General features: G+C 70.8%; 20 protein-coding genes and 1 tRNA gene. 16 read left to right on the forward strand and 5 right to left on the reverse strand.

What is annotated here, in order from left to right; translation table 11 throughout:
• Positions 1 to 69 precede the first annotated feature (69 nt).
• The 3 genes from Afe05nite_RS33475 (at position 70) to Afe05nite_RS33485 (ending at position 1,160) form a co-directional block, all read left to right on the forward strand.
• On the forward strand, positions 70 to 501 hold the full coding sequence (locus Afe05nite_RS33475; RefSeq protein WP_203821281.1) for a DUF3052 domain-containing protein: 432 nt from the start codon (positions 70 to 72) through the stop codon (positions 499 to 501).
• A 61-nt stretch (positions 502 to 562) separates the two neighbouring features.
• The gene (locus Afe05nite_RS33480; protein ID WP_203821282.1) at positions 563 to 1,042 is read left to right on the forward strand and encodes a peroxiredoxin; all 480 of its coding nucleotides are present in this window, start codon (positions 563 to 565) and stop codon (positions 1,040 to 1,042) included.
• Between the two features lie 43 nt (positions 1,043 to 1,085).
• Positions 1,086 to 1,160 (forward strand) — tRNA-Val (locus tag Afe05nite_RS33485).
• Between the two features lie 561 nt (positions 1,161 to 1,721).
• Here the strand turns inward: Afe05nite_RS33485 and Afe05nite_RS33490 are convergent.
• Positions 1,722 to 2,207 carry a hypothetical protein gene (locus tag Afe05nite_RS33490; protein WP_203821283.1) on the reverse strand — a complete coding sequence of 162 codons (486 nt, stop codon included), beginning with the start codon at positions 2,205 to 2,207 and terminating at the stop codon, positions 1,722 to 1,724.
• A 66-nt stretch (positions 2,208 to 2,273) separates the two neighbouring features.
• Positions 2,274 to 2,789: a ribonuclease FAU-1 family protein gene (locus Afe05nite_RS33495; RefSeq protein ID WP_239118390.1), complete on the reverse strand. Its 516-nt coding sequence runs from the start codon at positions 2,787 to 2,789 to the stop codon at positions 2,274 to 2,276.
• 243 nt (positions 2,790 to 3,032) lie between these two features.
• On the opposite strand from Afe05nite_RS33495, the gene Afe05nite_RS33500 reads away from it, so the two are divergent.
• Positions 3,033 to 3,890, forward strand: coding sequence for a hypothetical protein (locus Afe05nite_RS33500; RefSeq protein ID WP_203821284.1), 858 nt, complete (start codon positions 3,033 to 3,035; stop codon positions 3,888 to 3,890).
• Positions 3,887 to 4,516 carry a helix-turn-helix domain-containing protein gene (locus Afe05nite_RS33505; protein ID WP_203821285.1) on the forward strand — a complete coding sequence of 210 codons (630 nt, stop codon included), beginning with the start codon at positions 3,887 to 3,889 and terminating at the stop codon, positions 4,514 to 4,516. Before Afe05nite_RS33500 ends, Afe05nite_RS33505 begins: the two co-directional genes overlap by 4 nt.
• 172 nt (positions 4,517 to 4,688) lie before the next feature.
• On the opposite strand, the gene Afe05nite_RS33510 is transcribed toward Afe05nite_RS33505, so the two are convergent.
• A complete protein-coding gene (locus tag Afe05nite_RS33510; RefSeq protein ID WP_203821286.1) occupies positions 4,689 to 5,336 on the reverse strand; it encodes a bifunctional DNA primase/polymerase in 648 nt (215 codons plus the stop codon).
• A 242-nt stretch (positions 5,337 to 5,578) separates the two neighbouring features.
• On the opposite strand from Afe05nite_RS33510, the gene Afe05nite_RS33515 reads away from it, so the two are divergent.
• The 7 genes from Afe05nite_RS33515 (at position 5,579) to Afe05nite_RS33545 (ending at position 11,910) form a co-directional block, all read left to right on the forward strand.
• The gene (locus tag Afe05nite_RS33515) at positions 5,579 to 6,808 is read left to right on the forward strand and encodes a helix-turn-helix domain-containing protein (RefSeq protein ID WP_203821287.1); all 1,230 of its coding nucleotides are present in this window, start codon (positions 5,579 to 5,581) and stop codon (positions 6,806 to 6,808) included.
• Between the two features lie 70 nt (positions 6,809 to 6,878).
• Complete coding sequence (locus tag Afe05nite_RS33520) at positions 6,879 to 7,463, forward strand: flavoprotein (protein WP_203821288.1); 585 nt, start codon at positions 6,879 to 6,881, stop codon at positions 7,461 to 7,463.
• A 19-nt stretch (positions 7,464 to 7,482) separates the two neighbouring features.
• Positions 7,483 to 8,328, forward strand: coding sequence for a Nif3-like dinuclear metal center hexameric protein (locus Afe05nite_RS33525; RefSeq protein WP_203821289.1), 846 nt, complete (start codon positions 7,483 to 7,485; stop codon positions 8,326 to 8,328).
• Positions 8,325 to 9,059 (forward strand): zinc ribbon domain-containing protein, encoded by a 735-nt coding sequence (locus Afe05nite_RS33530; protein ID WP_203821290.1) that lies wholly within the window; start codon positions 8,325 to 8,327, stop codon positions 9,057 to 9,059. Before Afe05nite_RS33525 ends, Afe05nite_RS33530 begins: the two co-directional genes overlap by 4 nt.
• A complete protein-coding gene (locus Afe05nite_RS33535; RefSeq protein WP_203821291.1) occupies positions 9,056 to 10,147 on the forward strand; it encodes a bifunctional RNase H/acid phosphatase in 1,092 nt (363 codons plus the stop codon). The genes Afe05nite_RS33530 and Afe05nite_RS33535 overlap by 4 nt, the downstream gene beginning before the upstream one ends.
• Positions 10,148 to 10,292: 145 nt before the next feature.
• A complete protein-coding gene (locus Afe05nite_RS33540; protein WP_203821292.1) occupies positions 10,293 to 11,093 on the forward strand; it encodes a polysaccharide deacetylase family protein in 801 nt (266 codons plus the stop codon).
• A 4-nt stretch (positions 11,094 to 11,097) separates the two neighbouring features.
• Positions 11,098 to 11,910, forward strand: coding sequence for a 1-aminocyclopropane-1-carboxylate deaminase/D-cysteine desulfhydrase (locus Afe05nite_RS33545; RefSeq protein ID WP_203821293.1), 813 nt, complete (start codon positions 11,098 to 11,100; stop codon positions 11,908 to 11,910).
• Here Afe05nite_RS33545 and Afe05nite_RS33550 read toward each other — a convergent pair.
• Positions 11,890 to 12,483: a TetR/AcrR family transcriptional regulator gene (locus Afe05nite_RS33550; protein ID WP_203821294.1), complete on the reverse strand. Its 594-nt coding sequence runs from the start codon at positions 12,481 to 12,483 to the stop codon at positions 11,890 to 11,892. The genes Afe05nite_RS33545 and Afe05nite_RS33550 overlap by 21 nt on opposite strands.
• Before the next feature lie 46 nt (positions 12,484 to 12,529).
• Here Afe05nite_RS33550 and Afe05nite_RS33555 point away from each other — a divergent pair, with 46 nt between their 5' ends.
• From Afe05nite_RS33555 to Afe05nite_RS33570, 4 genes are read left to right on the forward strand one after another with little or no spacing between them, the layout of a single operon-like run.
• Complete coding sequence (locus tag Afe05nite_RS33555; RefSeq protein ID WP_203821295.1) at positions 12,530 to 13,699, forward strand: MFS transporter; 1,170 nt, start codon at positions 12,530 to 12,532, stop codon at positions 13,697 to 13,699.
• A gap of 9 nt (positions 13,700 to 13,708) precedes the next feature.
• On the forward strand, positions 13,709 to 14,164 hold the full coding sequence (locus Afe05nite_RS33560; RefSeq protein WP_203821296.1) for a MarR family winged helix-turn-helix transcriptional regulator: 456 nt from the start codon (positions 13,709 to 13,711) through the stop codon (positions 14,162 to 14,164).
• A gap of 30 nt (positions 14,165 to 14,194) precedes the next feature.
• Positions 14,195 to 14,911, forward strand: a complete 717-nt coding sequence (locus Afe05nite_RS33565) for a hypothetical protein (protein ID WP_203821297.1) — start codon at positions 14,195 to 14,197, stop codon at positions 14,909 to 14,911.
• Positions 14,908 to 15,471 (forward strand): GNAT family N-acetyltransferase, encoded by a 564-nt coding sequence (locus Afe05nite_RS33570; protein ID WP_203821298.1) that lies wholly within the window; start codon positions 14,908 to 14,910, stop codon positions 15,469 to 15,471. Before Afe05nite_RS33565 ends, Afe05nite_RS33570 begins: the two co-directional genes overlap by 4 nt.
• A 47-nt stretch (positions 15,472 to 15,518) precedes the next feature.
• Here the strand turns inward: Afe05nite_RS33570 and mctP are convergent, their stop codons facing one another.
• Positions 15,519 to 17,162, reverse strand: coding sequence for a monocarboxylate uptake permease MctP (gene mctP / locus Afe05nite_RS33575; RefSeq protein WP_203821299.1), 1,644 nt, complete (start codon positions 17,160 to 17,162; stop codon positions 15,519 to 15,521).
• Position 17,163 lies beyond the last annotated feature (1 nt).

Here is a 17,163-nt window from a genome sequence, read left to right on the forward strand (position 1 = left end):
TGGCCCACAAGTGTGTGGACTACCCCCAGGTTTCCGGCAATTTCACTCTTGGCTAGGAGGACTTAGACAGTGAGCGCGACCGCTGGTCAGGCCGACGGCGTACGTAGCCTGGCGGACCGGTTCGGCTTCGAGCCGAACATGGTGGTCATGGAGATGGGCTACGACGACGATGTCGACGAAGACCTCCGTGACGCCCTGACCGAACGCGTCGGAGAGCTGGTCGAGGAGGACACCGACGAGGTCGTCGACGCGGTGCTGTTGTGGTACCGCGACGGTGACGGTGACCTGTTCGAACTGCTCACCGATGCCCTCGGCCCTCTCGCCGACAACGGCGTGGTGTGGCTGCTGACCCCCAAGGCCGGCCGGGACGGCCACGTCGAGCCGAGCGAGATCAGCGAGTCCGCCCCCACGGCGGGCCTGCAGCAGACCTCGACGGTCAACGCCGGCAAGGACTGGGCGGGCGCCCGGCTCGTCTCCCCCAGGGGTGCCAAGAAGAAATAGCTCGCTGTTGTTCTCCGTGCCGGCCGGCGTCCGTTGGCGCCGGCCGGGCTAGCATGTGCCCATGCCGCTCCCGGTGGGTGCCGTCGCGCCCGAGTTCAGCCTGAAAGATCAGAACAATCAACCGGTACGCCTCGGCGCCTTCCGCGACCGCAAGGCCGTCCTGCTGGTCTTCTACCCGCTGACCTTCACCGGGACCTGTCAGGGTGAGCTGACCGGCATCCGGGACGACATCGACCGCTACGTCACCGACGACCTCCAGGTCCTCGCCGTCAGCGTCGATTCCGTCTACAGCCACAAGGTCTGGTCGCTGCAGGAGGGCTTCGACTTCCCGCTCCTGGCCGACTTCTGGCCGCACGGCGGGGTGGCCCGCGACTACGAGGTCTTCAACGAGCAGGCCGGCATCGCCAACCGCGGCACCTTCCTGATCGACCGGACCGGCGTGATCCGGTTCGCCGAGGAGATCGGCCCGGGTCAGGCCCGCGATCGCTCGGTCTGGGACGCGGCCGTCGCCGCCCTCCGGGCCGCCGATCGGACAGGGTAGGATGACGGCTCCGGTCGCGGCGACCCAGGTCACCCGCCGATCCGGGCGCGTAGCTCAGTGGGAGAGCACTCGCCTTACAAGCGAGGGGTCGTAGGTTCGAAACCTACCGCGCCCACCACACCCCATCCGCACCTGCGGAAACGTAATCGGATAACCGTCAGGTAGCGGGAACGATCGACGGCGGACCACTCGCTTGTGCCTTCGTCGGGTGATCGTGATCGCCTGGAGAAATCGGCCTTCGACCCGGCGGCGCTGACGCTCCTGGAAGCACGCGACGGCCGGCCCGGGATCAGGCGGCGGACCGGTTGTGCATCGGGCCGCCGGCATCGAATCGTCGGCATCGAATCGCCGGCATCGGGGCGTGTCCGATCCGGCCGGTGAGGTCGGGGCGCTTCCGGCGGCGTGGCCGAGGCGGAGATCGGCAGGATCGACGTTGGGCAGGGCGCCGGCCGCCAGGGGTCAGCCGGCTGCTGCCTGCTCGCTGCTGCCGACCGAGCCCGGATCCGGAGTTCGGCCGGCTCTGCGACCGGCACAGCGATGCGGGCCGGCGCGTCTCGTTCGGCAGCGTTCCGGCGCGGTCCGGCCACCTGCCCCGGCGAGGGGCGGCCCGGGCGAAGGGGCGTAGGCGGGGCCGCGCCGGCGGCCCACGTGCTGCGGGTGGGTCGCCGGCGCGGGGACTTCACTGTGGACCGGAGGTGGCGGGCGGCCAGGGCGCGCCCGGCTCGAGCTCGGTCAGCCGCTCCAGGCGGGCCCGGATGGCGTTGCGGCTGCGGCCGAACTCGGCCATCAGCTCGCGGGGGCGGGCGCCCGCCCGGAAGCGGGTGCGCAGGCGGTCGTCGTCGTCGGGGGTCCAGCGGGTGCCCTGGTTGGGGTGCCGGGCGCCGCGGTCGGGCGGGGGCGCCTGCGGTGGTGCCGGCGCGGGCCGGGTCATGCCGATCAGACCGGCCAGGGTCGAGGTCAGGACCTCGGTGACGTTGGGCAGGTCGGCGGGGGACAGACCGGCGCTGAGTTCGCTGAGCACGTCGCCGTCCGGGCCGGTGCTCACGATGCACAGGTCGATGCGGTGATCGTCGGTGGGGAACGCGGTCACCTGGTAGTCGGTGTCGCCGAGCAACAGGCGGCGGTCGAGGGTGATGGGGGACGTCTGAAGCGCGGTGTCATTCATGACCGTGACCATAGGGTCACCCTCTGACAGTTTCGGCGCCGCCGAAGCCGGTCGGCCGGCCCTCGCTCAGGCCCGCCCGGCCTGAGCCAGCCACGTGCGGTAATGGTCGTGGAACGGCTCCTTGCCCTTGGTGAGCGCCTCGCGTAACTCGCCCATCGCCCGCAGTGCCCCCTCGACGATCTCGTCCGGGTAGCCGAGGGTGATCCGGTGCTCGGCGAACTCGTCCTCGTCCTCGACCTCCACCCGGCCGTCGGCACGGTAACGCACCAGGTCGATGTCGAGGTCGATCACGGTCAGCTCGGCCGGGCCGGTCCACTCGGCCGGGGTGGTGACGTCGCAGTACATGTCCCGGACGTCCGGCTCGGCCAGGCACATCGCCATCCACCAGCCGCCGGCCGGGATCAGCCGCACGGCGTCGGCCCTGGTCAGACCGGTCGGCCGGGTGCCGTAGTGGTAGCTGACCACGCTGCCGCGCGGGGTGGCGATCCAGGTGCCGTAGGTGTCCTCGCCGAGCAGCTGCCCGGTCACCTGCCGATGCGGCGAACCGTCGAACTTGCGCAGGATCAGATCGACGGCGGTCACCCGGAGAGGCTACATCGATGACCGTAGAGTGACATGCCCGCCCGGGACCGGACCCGAAGCGTTGCCGAACCGTTCACCGGCCGTGCAACCGGGATGCAACGGCGGAACCATCAAGCGGGACCGGTCGGCGACCGAAACAACAGTCGCCGGCGGGGGAAACCCGCAGGTGGGCGGGCCCCGGTCGGACATCCCCTCGGCGACCGGGCCCGCCCGGGTGAAACCAGATCTCCGGGAGGACATGGCATGGCTGAGCTGCACATCGGCGCGGATGCCGAGAAGACGGTGGTCTCGGCGTACCCGCTGCGGACCCGGACCGGACGGGCGCGCCGCCGCCGCACCGGGGCCGTGACCGAGTTCCTCCCGGTGACCCCGAGCGGCCGCAGCCGCGAGATCCGGCTGACGTTTCTCGCCCGCCTCAGCCTTCCGCTGGTCCTGGTCTCGGCGTTCATGTTCGCCGCCGGCGTGCCCGGCTGGCTGGTTCTCACCCTGGCCGTCGCCACCCTCGGCCTGGCCGGCTGGGACGACCGCCGCCGCGCCCAGCGCACCACGTTCCGGCTGCCCGCCGACTCCGGCGCGCGCGTCCTGCGTACCCCCGAGGAGCGGGCCGCCTACGGCCGGGCCGTCGCCGTCGCCCGCCGCATCCGGCGCACCTGGCCGGCGCTGCCCGGCATGATCGACCCCGAGTCCGCCGACCGCACCCTCACCCATGCTCTCGACGACCTGGCCACGCTTCTGGTCCGGCGGCAGGAGATCCGCCGGCTCCGGGCGGGGCTCGACGGCGTACGCGTCCAGGACGTGCCCGCCGCGAGCCCGGCCGCGCTCGCCCTCACCGAGCAGCGGGCCCGCACCGAGGCGCTCTGGCTCGCCTCGGCCGAGCAGGCCAACCGCATCCTGCGCAGCATCGACGAGACCGCCGTGGCCGGCGAGGTGTTCGTGCGCGAGCAGCGGATCGGCGCCACCGCCCGGCAGGCCGAGGCCACCCTGGCCCGGCTCACCGTCGGCGCCGCGCCCGCCGAGGCCGCCCCGGAGCTGGCCGAGAACACCACTGTCGTGCTGGCGGCCTACCGGGAGCTTGCGGCTGCCGCAGAATTGCGGGTGTGACCCCGACTGACGACGTGCTCCGCGAGGTCGGTCCCCGGCTGCGGGCGTTGCGCCGCAAGTCGGAGATCACCCTCGCGGCGCTGGCCGAGACCACCGGCATCTCCGTGAGCACCCTGTCCCGCCTCGAGTCCGGGCAGCGCAAGGCCACCCTCGAACTGCTGCTGCCGCTGGCCCGGGCCTACCGGGTGCCGCTGGACGAGCTGGTCGGCGCGCCGCCGACGGGTGATCCGCGGGTCTACGCCCGGCCGATCGAACGGTTCGGCCAGTTGATCCTGCCGCTGAGCCGCAACCCGGGCGGCCCGCAGGCGTTCAAGCACGTCATCGCGGCCGGCGAGCGGTCGGAGCCGGAGCCGAAGACGCACGAGGGCTACGAGTGGCTCTACGTGCTCACCGGCCGGCTGCGGCTGATCCTCGGTGAGCACGATCTGGTCCTGCCGGCCGGCGAGGCGGCCGAGTTCGACACCCGGGTGCCGCACTGGTTCGGTGCGGCCGGCGGCCAGGCGGTCGAGTTCCTGACCATCTTCGACGCGCAGGGCGCCCGGATCCACGTCCGGGCCCGGCCGTCGAACACGTCGCCGTCAGGTGCGGCGCGGGCTGCGGGGCGGCCGGGATCCGACGGGGCGTGACCCGCGCGGCCGGGTACCGGCTCCTCGGGCACGAAAGTTCATTCCATTGTGTGACTCGACCGTCACGCAGAACGCAACTAGTTTGTCTGACGACATGCGTGCCCCCGCCGATCCCCGTGAACCGTCCGCTACCTGCGCTAACGATCCGGCGGCCGGTCGGACGTCGCTGCCCTCAGGCGGCCCGGCGGCTGGTGGACATCTGCCGGGGCACGGTGAGCCGGGGTTCGCTGACCGCGCCGAGCGAGTCGACGAGCAGGTTCTGCACGATCTCCGGATCGGGCAGCGACCACTGTGTCCGGTCGGGGTCGACGGCCCAGCGCACGGCACCTTCCAGCATCCGGCTGGGCGGGGCCGGGATCCACGAGCCGCAACCGTGGCGCACGACGTCGAGCCGGTGCTCCAGTTCGGTGCGCAACGGGGCTCCGGGTCGGACCAGGAACATCCACCGCCCGGCCGCGGTCACCGCGACCGGCCCGATCCCGGCCCGGTGCAGCCGGGCCGAGCCGAGCACGCGCAGGCCGAGGGCGGCCGGCGCCTCCAGTGCGTCGAAGCGCTTGCCGGTGACCAGCAGCACGCTGTACGGCCGGTTCCGCCACCAGTGGCGCACCCGGCCGGTGTCGGTCGTGGCGTCGTCCTCCCAGTACTCCATCGCCGGGTGGCACATCATGATCGGGCAGCCGGGTCGTCCACAGTCGAATCGGTGGCCGGTCAGGCGGGCGCCGGGCGTCACCGCCCAGCCGTGGGTGGCATAGCGCAGCGCATGCCTGCGCAGTCGCCTCCGGTCAAGGGGGACGAACGGTCTATTCGCGGTCCACTGCATGGCTCGATTCCCCCCGATCTGGGCAGATCCCCGGCCATAGCAGTTGCCGTCGCCGTATCCAAGCCCGACACACCTCGTTGGGCTCCTCAGATCCACCCTTTGCAAGTTGCACTGAAAACTACGAGCATCGGTGAGCAGGCGATCACACACGTTGTGCGACGCACGCACACGCAAGTGGTCAAGACTGCGAATTGACACAAGGGCTCGCCGGCGGGGGTCGCCGGGGGGTCGGGGGAGGCACCGTGGACGAGCTGCCGATCGGCCGCCGCGTCGCCTATTGGCGCGGCCGACGAAAGATGTCCCAGCAGGTCTTCGCGGACCGGTTGGGGAAGTCCAAGAGCTGGGTCGACAAGGTGGAACGCGGGGTCCGCCGACTCGACAAGTTCTCCGTCGTCTATGAGATCGCCGACGTGCTCCAGGTCGACGTCCAGCTGTTGCTGGGCAAGGACGTGGAGCGCCGGCCGGAAACGCAGAACTGCATCGATCAGGTGGAAGTCGAGGAGATTCGCGCCGCTCTGGAGCGTTATGACCAGATGAGCGCGTTCTTCCAGGCTGTGCCACACTCACCGCCACTGTCGGAAATGCGCAAAGCAGTCAGCCACGCGTGGCTGACCTACCAGCACGCGAAGTACGGCGTATTGGCCCGCGCCCTGCCCAAGCTGCTGCGCGACGCGCAGGCCGCGGACAGTGCGCACGCCACCACCGAGGAGGCCTCGGCGGCGGCTCACCTGCTCGGGCAGGTCTACCAGATCGCCTCGTCGGCGCTGCGCAAGGTCGGCGAGCACGAACTGTCCTGGTTGGCCGCCGATCGCTCGATCGCGGTCTCCCAGCGGGCCGGCGACCAGCTCCTGGCCGGGCTGGCCAGCTACCGGGTCGGCAGTGCGTTGCTCGCCCTCGGCCGGGTGCGACCGGCGCTCGAGGTGAACGTCAACATCGCCAACCGGCTCGCGCCCAGTCGCGAGCTCGCCGGCGCCGACCGGCTCTCGGTGTACGGCATGCTGCTGCTCAACGGTGCGATGGCGGCGGCCCGCATCGGCGACAGCGCCACCGTGCGCGACCTGCTCTGTGGCGCGGAGCAGGCCTCGCTCGAACTGGGCGGCGACTTCAACCACTACTGGACCAGCTTCGGCCCCACCAACGTGCAGCTGCATCGGTGCGCCACGGCGGTCGAGCTCGGCGACGGCCGCACCGCGGTGGAGACCCACGAGAGACTTCTCGACCCGGTGGGCTTCAACGCGATGCTGCCCGAACGGCGGGCGCACCACTACCTGGACATCGCCCGCGGGTACACGCAGATCGGCAACATCGAGAAGGCCAGCGAGATGCTCCTGGAGGGCGACCGGCTCGCCCCGTCGGAGATCCGTTGCCGGCCGCTCGCCCACGAGGTCCTTTCCGACGTGCTCCGCCGTACGCGTGGCACGCCGCCCGCTCCGATCGCGGAGTTGGCCGAGCAGATGGGAGTCGGCGTATGAGTGGGCTATGTGCCCCGGCCGCGACGGCGGAACGCAAGTCGGCACCGAGGTCGGGGTGGGTCGGCGCGTGATGACCGGTAACCCCTCGCCCGGCGTGCTCTACATCCTGGTCTGTGGCTCGCCCATCGCCCGTGACGTCGGCATCCTGGTCGGCCTGGCCCAGCAGGAGGGCTGGGACGTGTGCGTGATCACGACGCCGGACGGACGGAAGTTCGTCGACGTGGCCGCGCTCCAGGCACAGACCGGACATCCGGTACGTACCTACTACAAGAGCCCCGGCGATCCCGACATGCTTCCCGACGCGGACGCGATGATCGTCGCGCCCGCGACGGTCAACACCGTGAACAAGTGGGCCGCCGGGATCACCGACACGCTCGTGCTCGGGCTGCTGGTGGAGGGCTACGGCTACGGCGTGCCGACGGCCGTCGTGCCGTACACGAACAAGGTGATGGCCCTGCACCCCGCCCTGCACGAGAGTCTCGCCAAGCTCCGCGACTGGGGGGTGCACGTCCTCTACGGCGAGGACGTGTGCCGGCTGGGCGCTCCCGGGCAGACCGATCGCTTCCGGGGGCAGTTCCCGTGGCGGCGCGCCCTGCAGGCGGTCAGCAATCCGGTGACGATGAGCAGCCGAGTCGAGCCGGGGGCTGTCTCATAGCCCGATAGAGTTGTCGGCCGTGACCGACATTGCCGCACCACCCACCGTCCTGGACGTGGTGAACGCCCTGGACCGGCGCTATCCGCGGGACTGGGCGGAGTCCTGGGACCGGGTGGGCCTGGTGCTCGGCGACCTCGCGCACCCGGTGGCCCGGGTCCTCTGCGTGGTCGACTGCGTCCCCGAGACGGTCGACCAGGCGCTGGACGGGGGCGCCGACCTGATCGTGGCGCATCACCCGCTGCTGCTGAAGCCGGTGTCGACGATCGCCCCGGACACCTACAAGGGGCGCATCATCCACCGGCTGATCCGCGGTGACGTGGCCCTGTACGCCGCGCACACGAACGCCGACGTCGCCAATCCCGGCGTCTCGGACGCCCTCGCCCGCCGGCTCGATCTGTCGGATCTGCGCCCGCTGGTGGCCGCCGCCTCCGGCGCGGGCCGGGGGATCGGCCGCATCGGCACGCTGCCCGAGCCGATGGATCTCGCCGAGTTCACCGGCTTCGCGGCGACCCGGCTGCCGGCCACCACGGCCGGGGTGCGCGCGGCCGGGGACCCGGGCCGGACGATCCGCACCGTCGCGGTCTGCGGCGGTGCCGGCGACTCGTTCCTGGGCGACGCGGTGCGAGCGGGCGTGGACGCGTACCTTTGTGCTGATCTTCGCCACCATCCCGCGAGCGAGCATCTCGCCGAGGACGGCCCCGCGCTGCTCGATGTCGCCCATTGGGCGACCGAGCGTCCCTGGCTGGACGAGGTCGGGGAATGGCTGCGCGGCGAGTTCGGCGTCGCGGTCACGGTGTCCGACGTGGACACCGACCCCTGGACCGTCCATGCTTTCAGTTCCTCGGAGAAAGAGACGCAGTCATGAAGGCCTCCCCGGAAGCCCAGCGCCGCCTGCTCGACCTGCAGGCTGTCGACACCGCCCTGGCCCAGCTCGCCCACCGGCGCAAGTCGCTGCCCGAGCTCGCCGAGATCGACACCGTGTCGCGGGAGTTGTCCGCGCTGGAGGACGAGCGCGTGCGGGCGCAGGTCGCGGTCGACGACATCGAGCGCGACATCACCCGCTTCGAGAAGGACATCGAGCAGGTCCGCCAGCGCAAGGAGCGGGACCAGAAGCGCCTCGACGGCGGCGGTGCGCTGCGCGAGATCGAGGGCTTGCAGCACGAGCTGGCCACCCTCAACCGGCGCCAGTCCGAGCTCGAGGACGCCGAGCTGGAACTGATGGAGCAGAAGGAGACCGCCGAGGCCGCGCTGGCCGAGGTGGTGAGCCGGCTGCAGGCCGCGCTGGCGAAGCGGGCCGCCGCCGAGCGCCGCCGCGACGAGACCCTGTCGGACATCACCAAGGAGGTGGAGTTCAAAGCCGCCAGCCGTGGCCCGCTCGCCGCCGACCTGCCGGCCGACCTGGTCACGCTGTACGACAAGATCCGCCTGGAGTCCGGCCTCGGCGCGGCCCTGTTCCGCGCCGGCCGGTGCGGCGGTTGCCGCATCGAGCTCTACGGCGCCGACCTCGCCCGGGTCAAGGGCTCGGCGGCCGACGACGTGGTCCGCTGTGAGGAGTGCCGCCGGATCATGGTGCGCACGTCGGAGTCCGGGCTGTGAGAGTCTCGATCGAGGCCGACGGCGGCTCCCGCGGCAACCCCGGCCCGGCCGGCTTCGGCGCGGTGGTCCGCGCGGTCCCGGACGGCCAGATCCTGCTCGAGCGGTTCGGCTCGCTCGGCCGGACCACCAACAACGTCGCCGAGTACACCGGTCTCATCGAGGGTCTGAAAGCCGCCCGGGAGCTCGACGCGACCGAGGTCGAGGTCCGGATGGACTCGAAACTGGTGATCGAGCAGATGTCCGGCCGGTGGCAGATCAAGCACCCCGGCCTGCGCCCGCTCGCGGCCACCGCGGCCGAACTGGTCACCCACTTCGACAAGGTGACCTTCGACTGGATCCCGCGCGAGCGCAACAAGGCCGCCGACGCCCTGGCCAACCGGGCGATGGACGAGGCCGCCGGCAAGAAGGTCGCTCCGGAGGTCTCGGCGGACGACGTGGCACCGGCGTCGTGGGCGCCCCCGTCGATGGACAACGCCACCCGGATCATCCTGGTTCGGCACGGTTCGACGGCGCTGACGGCTCAGGGCCGCTACTCCGGTCGCGGCGACGTCCCGCTCTCGGACGAGGGCGAGGCGCAGGCCATGGCGGCCGGCGGCCGGGTGGCCGGTATCAGCCGCGATGTCACGGCCGTCCTGAGCTCGCCCCTGCTCCGATGCACGCGTACGGCCGAGCTGATCGCCGCCGAGGTGGGCGGGGTGGCCGTGACGGTCGTCCCCGACCTGATCGAGTGCGACTTCGGCGACTGGGAGGGCCTGACCTTCACCGAGGTCCAGAACCGCTGGCCGGACGAGATGCGCGAGTGGCTGGCGTCCCCGGCGGTGGCCCCGCCGGCCGGCGAGTCGTTCCGGGCGGTGGCCAAGCGGACCCGGGGAGTCCTGGCCGCGATCAAGGACCAGTACGCCGGGGGAGTGGTCGTGGTGGTCTCGCACGTCTCCCCGATCAAGCTGATCCTCAAGGACGCGCTGGCCGCCTCGGACGCCTTCCTGCACCGCATGTTCCTGGACGCCGCGGGCGTTTCGACCATGGACATCTGGCCGGACGGGAACATCGCGGTCCGGTCCGTGAACGAGACGTCCCACCTGCGCTGACCCTTCGGCCCGACTTTCGGCCGATGTCCCGGCTACTTTCTCCGACCGGCGCAGGATGTGCGGAGTTGCGCCGATAGGCGATTGTGGTATCCGCGCTCGCGTCGTGCGGCGCTTCACTCGGGGACGGGCACGGGGCATGATGCGGATGAGTCGGCGTGGGCTGTTTCGCGGGGCCGGGCTCGCAGCGGTCGGGGCGGCGGTCGGGGCGGTCGGGGCCACCGAGGTGCCGCACTGGTGCGGGTGGGATCACCCGCCGCTCGGCGGGGGCTATGCGGCCGCCGCCGACAACCAGGAGGCGATCGGCACGTCGTCGGTCAACATCCGGTACTTCGTGCAGAGCTCGCGGCCCCTTGTCGCGCTGACCTTCGACGACGGGCCGGCGCCCCGCTACACGCCGATGTTCCTGGACGTGCTCGAGGCCGCCGAGGTGAAGGCCACCTTCTTCATGGTGGGCCGCAACGTCCGGGACCACTACCAGCTCGTCAAGGACCGGCTCGACGGGCACGAGGTCGGCAATCACACGTGGGCGCACCGCGACCTCGCGACGATGGACCTGCCGGCGATCCAGGACGACCTCCGGCGTACGCACCTGATGATCCAGGACAAGCTGGGGCGTACGCCCACGATCATGCGGCCGCCGTTCGGGCATCTCGGCGGGTCGACGGTGCTGGCGGCGGACTCGGCCGGCTACGACGTGATCCTCTGGGACCGGCAGATGCACGAGCGGCGCTTCGCCGATGACGTGCCGGGTCAGGCCAAGGACATCGTCGACACGGTACGGGCAGGATCGATCGTCCTGGCGCACGACGTCGGGGACAAGCGGCGGCTGGTGGCGCTGCGGGCGCTCAAGGACACCGTCGCCGGGCTCAAGGCACGTGGGTTCGAGTTCGTCACCGTGTCGGAACTGATCGCGGAGGCGGCCAAGCCGTCGGTGGAGCGACACTGACGGGGTGGACCTGCGGCTGCCGTCGCCCCTGGAGCGGCTCGACGAGCCCGGGCTGACTATCTATCTGAAGCGCGACGACCTGATCCACCCGGATTTTCCCGGCAACAAGTGGCGCAAACTCAAGTACAACCTGGTGGCGGCCCGGGAAGCGGGCAAGCGGACGCTCCTGACGTTCGGCGGCGCCTATTCCAATCACCTGCGGGCGACGGCGGCGGCCGGGCACCATTTCGGCTTCGAGACGATCGGCATCGTGCGTGGTGCGGAGCACACGCCGCTCAACCCGGTGCTGGCGCGGGCCCGGGAGCTGGGCATGACGCTCGCCTATCTGGACCGGGCGGCATATCGCCGGAAAGCCGAGGAGCGGCTGCGTGAGACGTACGGCGATTTCTTCCTCATCCCGGAGGGCGGCGCCAACCGGTACGCGTTGCGGGGTTGTGCCGAACTGGTCGAGGAGATCGATCGGGACTTCGACCTGCTCTGTTTCTCGAGCGGCACCGGCGCGACGCTGGCCGGGGCGGCGACGGCCCTGCGACCCCACCAGCGGGCCCTCGGTTTCTCGGCGCTCAAGGGTGACTTCCTGGCCGGCGAGGTGCGGCGGCTGCAGGCCGGGTACGGCCACGAGACCGGCAACTGGTCGATCGACGACCGCTTCCACTTCGGCGGATTCGCCAAGCGGCCGCGACCGCTGCTGGAGTTCGTCGACGACTTCCACCGGCGGCACGGGATCGCGCTCGACCCGGTCTACGAGGGCAAGATGATGTACGCGCTGCTCAACGGAGCCGTCGAGCCGGGAACGTCACTGGTGGCCGTGCTCTGACGAGCTGATCTGCGCGGTCAGATGGGCCTCGACGGTGGCCGCCATGTCGACCGAGGTGTCGTCCAGCAGCCATTGGATCTGCAGGCCGTCCATGAGGGCGATCAGTTCGCGGGCGGCCCGCGCCGCGTCCACCCCGGGGCGCAGGTCGCCGGCCTCGCACGCCTCCCGGTAGGCCTTCTCCAGTTCGCGCACGAGCGTGCGATAGCGCTCGACGAAATAGGCGTGCGCCGGGTGGTCGGCCGCGGTCGCCTCGGCCGACAGCACGGTGAAGAGTTCGACGATGCCGCGCCGGGTGGTGTTCAGGGCGACCAGGTCGACGAGGCGGCGCAGGGCGGCCGCGCCGCGCGGCTGTCCCGCGGTGATCCAGGTCTGGTCGACCTCGTCGCGCAGCTCCAGAACGGCCAGCAGCAGCGACTCCTTGGTCGGAAAATAGTGCAGCAGGCCGGGATGGGAGAGGCCGCAGCGGGCGGCGATCTCGCGCAGCGACGTGCCCCGGTAGCCGGCCTCGCCGAACAGCGCGGTCGCCTGGTCGAGGATGTCGCGTCGTTTGGCCCGGCCCTTCGCGTAACCCACCGGTAAATACTTACCAACCGGTTGGGATTCGTCTAGCGTCGGTCGCATGGCTGTCACCGCCCTCCAGCCCGCCCCGGCGCTGCGCCGGGCACGGTTCGCCACTTCCACGATCTTCGCTGTTCATGGTGCCGTGACCGGGACCTTCGCCGCACGTGTCCCCTGGGTGGCCGACCACGTGGGCGCCGGTGCCGGCGGTCTGGGCCTCGCGTTGCTCATGCCGGGCGTCGGCGCGCTGCTCGCGATGCCGCTCTCCGGCCGGCTGGCGCACCGCTTCGACCTGCGGAGTCTCACCCGGGTGCTGATCGTCTGCTGGGCCGCGGCGCTGCTGCTGCCGGCCCTGCCGGGGTCGCTGCCGCTGCTGTGCGTGACGCTGGTGAGCTACGGCGCGACCGCCGGGCTGGCCGACGTGGCGATGAACGCGCACGCGGTGATCGTCGAAGAGAAGTACCAGAAATCAGTCATGTCGGGCTTTCACGGCTGGTGGAGCGTCGGCGGGCTGGTCGGCTCGGCCGGTGGTGCCCTCGCCGCCCGGGCCGGGCTCGGCGCGCCGCCGCACTTCGCGCTGACCACGGTGGTGCTGATCATCGTGAGCGTGGCGGTGTCCTTCTGGCTCCTCGACAGTCGTCCCGAGCCCGGCCTCGAGGAACCGCCCGCGTTCGCCCTCCCGTCGCGCGCGGTCCTGCCGATCGGCTTGATCGGGCTGTGTGCCGTCTTCGCCGAGGGCGCCAGCCTCGACTGGTCCGCCGTCTACGTGCGTGACCTGCTGCACAACTCGGCCTCGACGGCGGCGGCCACCGTCTCGATCTTCTCGATCTGCATGGCGATCGCGCGGTTCGGCGGCGACTGGGCGGTGCGCAAGCTGGGCGCGGTCAATGCCGTACGCCTCTCCGGGGTGATCGCCACCGCGGGCGCCCTGATCGTCGTGCTGACCAAGCCGGTCGCGCTGGTGATCACCGGGTTCGGCCTGCTCGGCGTCGGCATCGCGGTGGTCGTCCCGCTCGTCTTCGCGGCCGCCGGCCGGCTGCCCGGACATCCGGGGCGCAACATCGCCGGGGTCGCGGGCATCGCGTACGGTAGTGGTCTGATCGCCCCCGGCATTATCGGTGGCATCGCCCACGTGTCGAGCTTGACCGTGTCGTTCGTGGTGATCGTGGGCCTGGTCGCGATCATGGGGCTGGGCGCGACAGTCCTTAAAAATCGCAAGGGTTCGCTGTAACATACAGTTATGGGCGACGACGGAGTGCTTGGCCGGATCGAGACGCAGGTGGCGCTGCTCATGCGGCTCGGCGAGGCGACCCGCCGGTCGACCGGGGTGCAGCCGCACCGAGCCCTCGACCGGGCCGCCTATGTGATCCTCCGCCGGCTCGAGCAGGACGGGCCGCTCAACGTGTCGGTCCTCGCCGCCGCCCTCAACCTCGACGGCTCCACCGTCACCCGGCAGGTCACCGCGCTGCAGAAGGACGGCCTGGCCGAGCGCGGCCCCGACCCCAAGGACGGGCGCGGCACGGTCATCGCCGCCACGCCCCTCGGACTGACCGAGGTCGAGCGAGTTCGCCAGGCCCGCAAGATGCTGTACGGCAAGATACTCGCGGGCTACTCCGATCAGGAGCGCCAGGACCTGGCCGCCACCCTCGAGAAATTCACCGGGGCACTGGCCGAGCACATGCGCACCCGGGTGTAGCCGCCCACCCATCGGGGAACTTCCATCGATGTGAGAGGACTGACAAGACCGGCGCGAATCCTGGTCATCGCCCTGGCCGCGGTGCTGATCGTCGGCTTGGCCGCGATCCTGATCGGGAGCAACGGCCGCGACGGCAGCCCGAGCAAGGTGACCGGCAAGCGCAACGGTGAGCACAACGCCACCTTCGAGCTTCTCGACGGCGCCACCTCGGTGCGGGTGCGGACCGGCTCCCTCGGCGACGACCTCTACCAGGTGCGGGTGCCCGACGGCGGCGGCCTCGTCCCGCGTGCCGACCAGGCCGACGGCACCGTCCGGGTGCATCTCGCCGCCGCCCCCGAGCCGGGCTCCGGCGTGGTCGAGGTCGTGCTCAATTCGGCGGTCGGCTGGACGGTCCGCCTCGACGGCGGCACCCGGGACGCCGCGATCGACCTCAGCGGCGGCCTCGCCGACGGCGTCCAGCTGGCCGGCGGGGCGGGCCGCATCGACGTCGCGCTGCCCAAGCCGTCCCGCCCGGTCGCCGTGGAGATGACCGGCGGCGTCGACGAGTTCCAGGTGCGGCTCCCGGCCGGCACCCCGGCCCGGGTGCAGGTCGGCTCGGGCGCCGGTCGGCTCGTCCTGGACGGGCAGACCCACCAGGGGATCTCGGCCGGGCAGAGCTTCACCGCCAACGGCTGGCAGAACGGCACCGCCGGAGTCGACGTGCAGGCCCGCGCGGGCGTCGGCGCACTAGTAGTTTCGGCGGCATGAAGCCGACCACGAACGTGCTCCTCGGGGAGCGGATCCGCCTGCGGGAGCTGCGCGAGGACGACCTGACCGACCTGGTGGCCTGGTGGCAGGACCCGGCGGTGATGGTCACCCAGACCGGCGGGCCGATCCACCCCCGGCCGGCCGCGCCGATCGCCGAGCAGTTCCGGGCCTGGAGTCGCAACGACGGCACCGACGCCGGCCTGGTCGCGGTGACCCATGACGGGACGGTGCTGGGTCAGGTCTCCCTGTTCGGCGCGGAGGCGCACAACCGCACCGCCACCTTCGCCATCATCATCGGGCCGCCGCACCAGGGCCAGGGTTACGGGCTGGAGGCGACCCGGTTGATGCTGCGGTTCGCCTTCGCCGAACTGAACCTGCACCGGGTCCAGCTGAACGTGCTCGGTTACAACGAGCGGGCCATTCACACGTACACCCGAGCGGGTTTCGTCGACGAGGGCCGCGACCGTTCGGCGGTGTTCCGCGGCGGCGCCTGGCACGACAACGTGCGGATGGGCATCCTGGCCGAGGAATGGTGGGCCGCCGAGTCCGGTGAAAGGTGAACGCCGCACCCGGCGACGGGGTGCGGTTTTCTCCTACCGGGAGCGGGTCAGGTCGACGAAACCGTGTTGACGGTGGTTTCCGAACGGTCGATCCGGGGGTCGCCCTCGTCGGCGAAATAGTCGTCCGGCGCGGTGCCGTCGACGCCTTCCGCGGTCTTCAGGGCCCGCAGGACGAACGTCACGAGAACCGCCACCAGAAGATTGACCGCTACCGCTACGAAGCCCACGTATATCGTCTTCGAGGTGTCGAATCCGAACTCGGACAACGAGAACGCCGACCCGCCGAAGTGGGCGCGTTTCGTGGCCGCGTTGGGAATCTGCCAGAGCATCCAGAACGCGAGGGCCATGCCGGCCGCCCAGCCCGCGATCAACGCGCCCCGGTGCAGCCAGCGGGTGTAGAGGCCGATCGCCACCGACGGCGCCGTCTGCAGGATGATCACGCCGCCGATCAGCTGCAGGTCGATGGAGAACTGCGGGTCGAGGAAGACGATGAACGCGACCGCGCCCACCTTCACGACCAGTGAGGCGATCTTCGAGACCTGGGCCTCCTGGGCGTGGGTGGCGTCGCGCTTCAGGTATTCCTTGTAGATGTTGCGGGTGAACAGATTGGCCGCGGCGATCGACATGATGGCGGCCGGCACCAGGGCGCCGATCCCGATCGCGGCGAACGCGACGCCCGCGAACCACGACGGGAACTTCTGGTCGAACAGCAGCGGCACCACGGTGTTGCTGTCGAGCGTGCCCTCCTTGGCGCCGGGGAGCGGTTTCACCCCGGCCGCGATGGCCATGTAACCGAGCAGCGCGATCAGGCCGAGCAGGAAACTGTACGCGGGCAGCGCCGACATGTTCCGCTTGATGACGTTGCGGTTCTTGCTCGCCAGCACCCCGGTGATGCTGTGCGGATAGAGGAACAGGGCCAGGGCCGAGCCGAGCGCCAAGGTCACGTACTGGATCTGATTGTTGACATTGAGCAGAATGCCGTCGCCGGGCGCGGCCGACGCCTGGAATTTCTTGTCCGCGGCATCGAAGATGTCGCCCCAGCCACCCAGTTTGTAGGGCAGGTAGAGCACCGCCACGATGATGACGAGGTAGATCAGCGTGTCCTTGACGAACGCGATCAGGGCGGGGGCGCGCAGGCCCGACTGATAGGTGTAGGCCGCGAGGATCGCGAACGCGATGATGATCGGCGCGTGCCGGGCGAGCAGGCTGTCGCCGGTCACACCCATCGTCTTGAGCACCGCCTCGATGCCGATCAGCTGCAGCGCGATGTACGGCATGGTCGCCACGATGCCGGTGATCGCGATGAGCAGCGCCAGCGTCGGCGAGTCGAAGCGACTGCGCACGAAGTCGGCGGGGGTGACGAAGCCGTGCCGGTGCGACACCGACCAGAGCCGGATCAGGATCAGGAAGAACAGCGGATAGATGATCACGGTGTAGGGCACCGCGAAGAAGCCGGCGGCCCCGGCTCCGAAGATCAGGGCGGGAACGGCGACGAAGGTGTACGCCGTGTAGAGGTCACCGCCGACGAGGAACCAGGTGATCCATCCGCCGAAGCTGCGGCCGCCCAGCCCCCACTCGTCGAGGTGGGCCATGTCCTTGGGCGCCCGCCACCGGGCGGCCACGAAGCCGATGCCGCTGACCAGCAGGAACAAAATGGTGAAGACGACGATCTCGGTGATGTGGTCGCTCATG

This window comes from Paractinoplanes ferrugineus, from assembly GCF_016862195.1.
Lineage (GTDB): Bacteria > Actinomycetota > Actinomycetes > Mycobacteriales > Micromonosporaceae > Actinoplanes > Actinoplanes ferrugineus.

Bases quoted from the DNA above. Each gene is read 5' to 3' on its own strand.
- Afe05nite_RS33480 (WP_203821282.1), top strand. From the start codon at position 563: ATGCCGCTCCCGGTGGGTGCCGTCGCGCCCGAGTTCAGCCTGAAAGAT.
- Afe05nite_RS33490 (WP_203821283.1), bottom strand. From the start codon at position 2,207: ATGAATGACACCGCGCTTCAGACGTCCCCCATCACCCTCGACCGCCGC.
- Afe05nite_RS33500 (WP_203821284.1), top strand. From the start codon at position 3,033: ATGGCTGAGCTGCACATCGGCGCGGATGCCGAGAAGACGGTGGTCTCG.
- Afe05nite_RS33510 (WP_203821286.1), bottom strand. From the start codon at position 5,336: ATGCAGTGGACCGCGAATAGACCGTTCGTCCCCCTTGACCGGAGGCGA.
- Afe05nite_RS33520 (WP_203821288.1), top strand. From the start codon at position 6,879: ATGACCGGTAACCCCTCGCCCGGCGTGCTCTACATCCTGGTCTGTGGC.
- Afe05nite_RS33530 (WP_203821290.1), top strand. From the start codon at position 8,325: ATGAAGGCCTCCCCGGAAGCCCAGCGCCGCCTGCTCGACCTGCAGGCT.
- Afe05nite_RS33540 (WP_203821292.1), top strand. From the start codon at position 10,293: ATGAGTCGGCGTGGGCTGTTTCGCGGGGCCGGGCTCGCAGCGGTCGGG.
- Afe05nite_RS33555 (WP_203821295.1), top strand. From the start codon at position 12,530: ATGGCTGTCACCGCCCTCCAGCCCGCCCCGGCGCTGCGCCGGGCACGG.
- Afe05nite_RS33560 (WP_203821296.1), top strand. From the start codon at position 13,709: ATGGGCGACGACGGAGTGCTTGGCCGGATCGAGACGCAGGTGGCGCTG.
- Afe05nite_RS33570 (WP_203821298.1), top strand. From the start codon at position 14,908: ATGAAGCCGACCACGAACGTGCTCCTCGGGGAGCGGATCCGCCTGCGG.
- mctP (WP_203821299.1), bottom strand. From the start codon at position 17,162: ATGAGCGACCACATCACCGAGATCGTCGTCTTCACCATTTTGTTCCTG.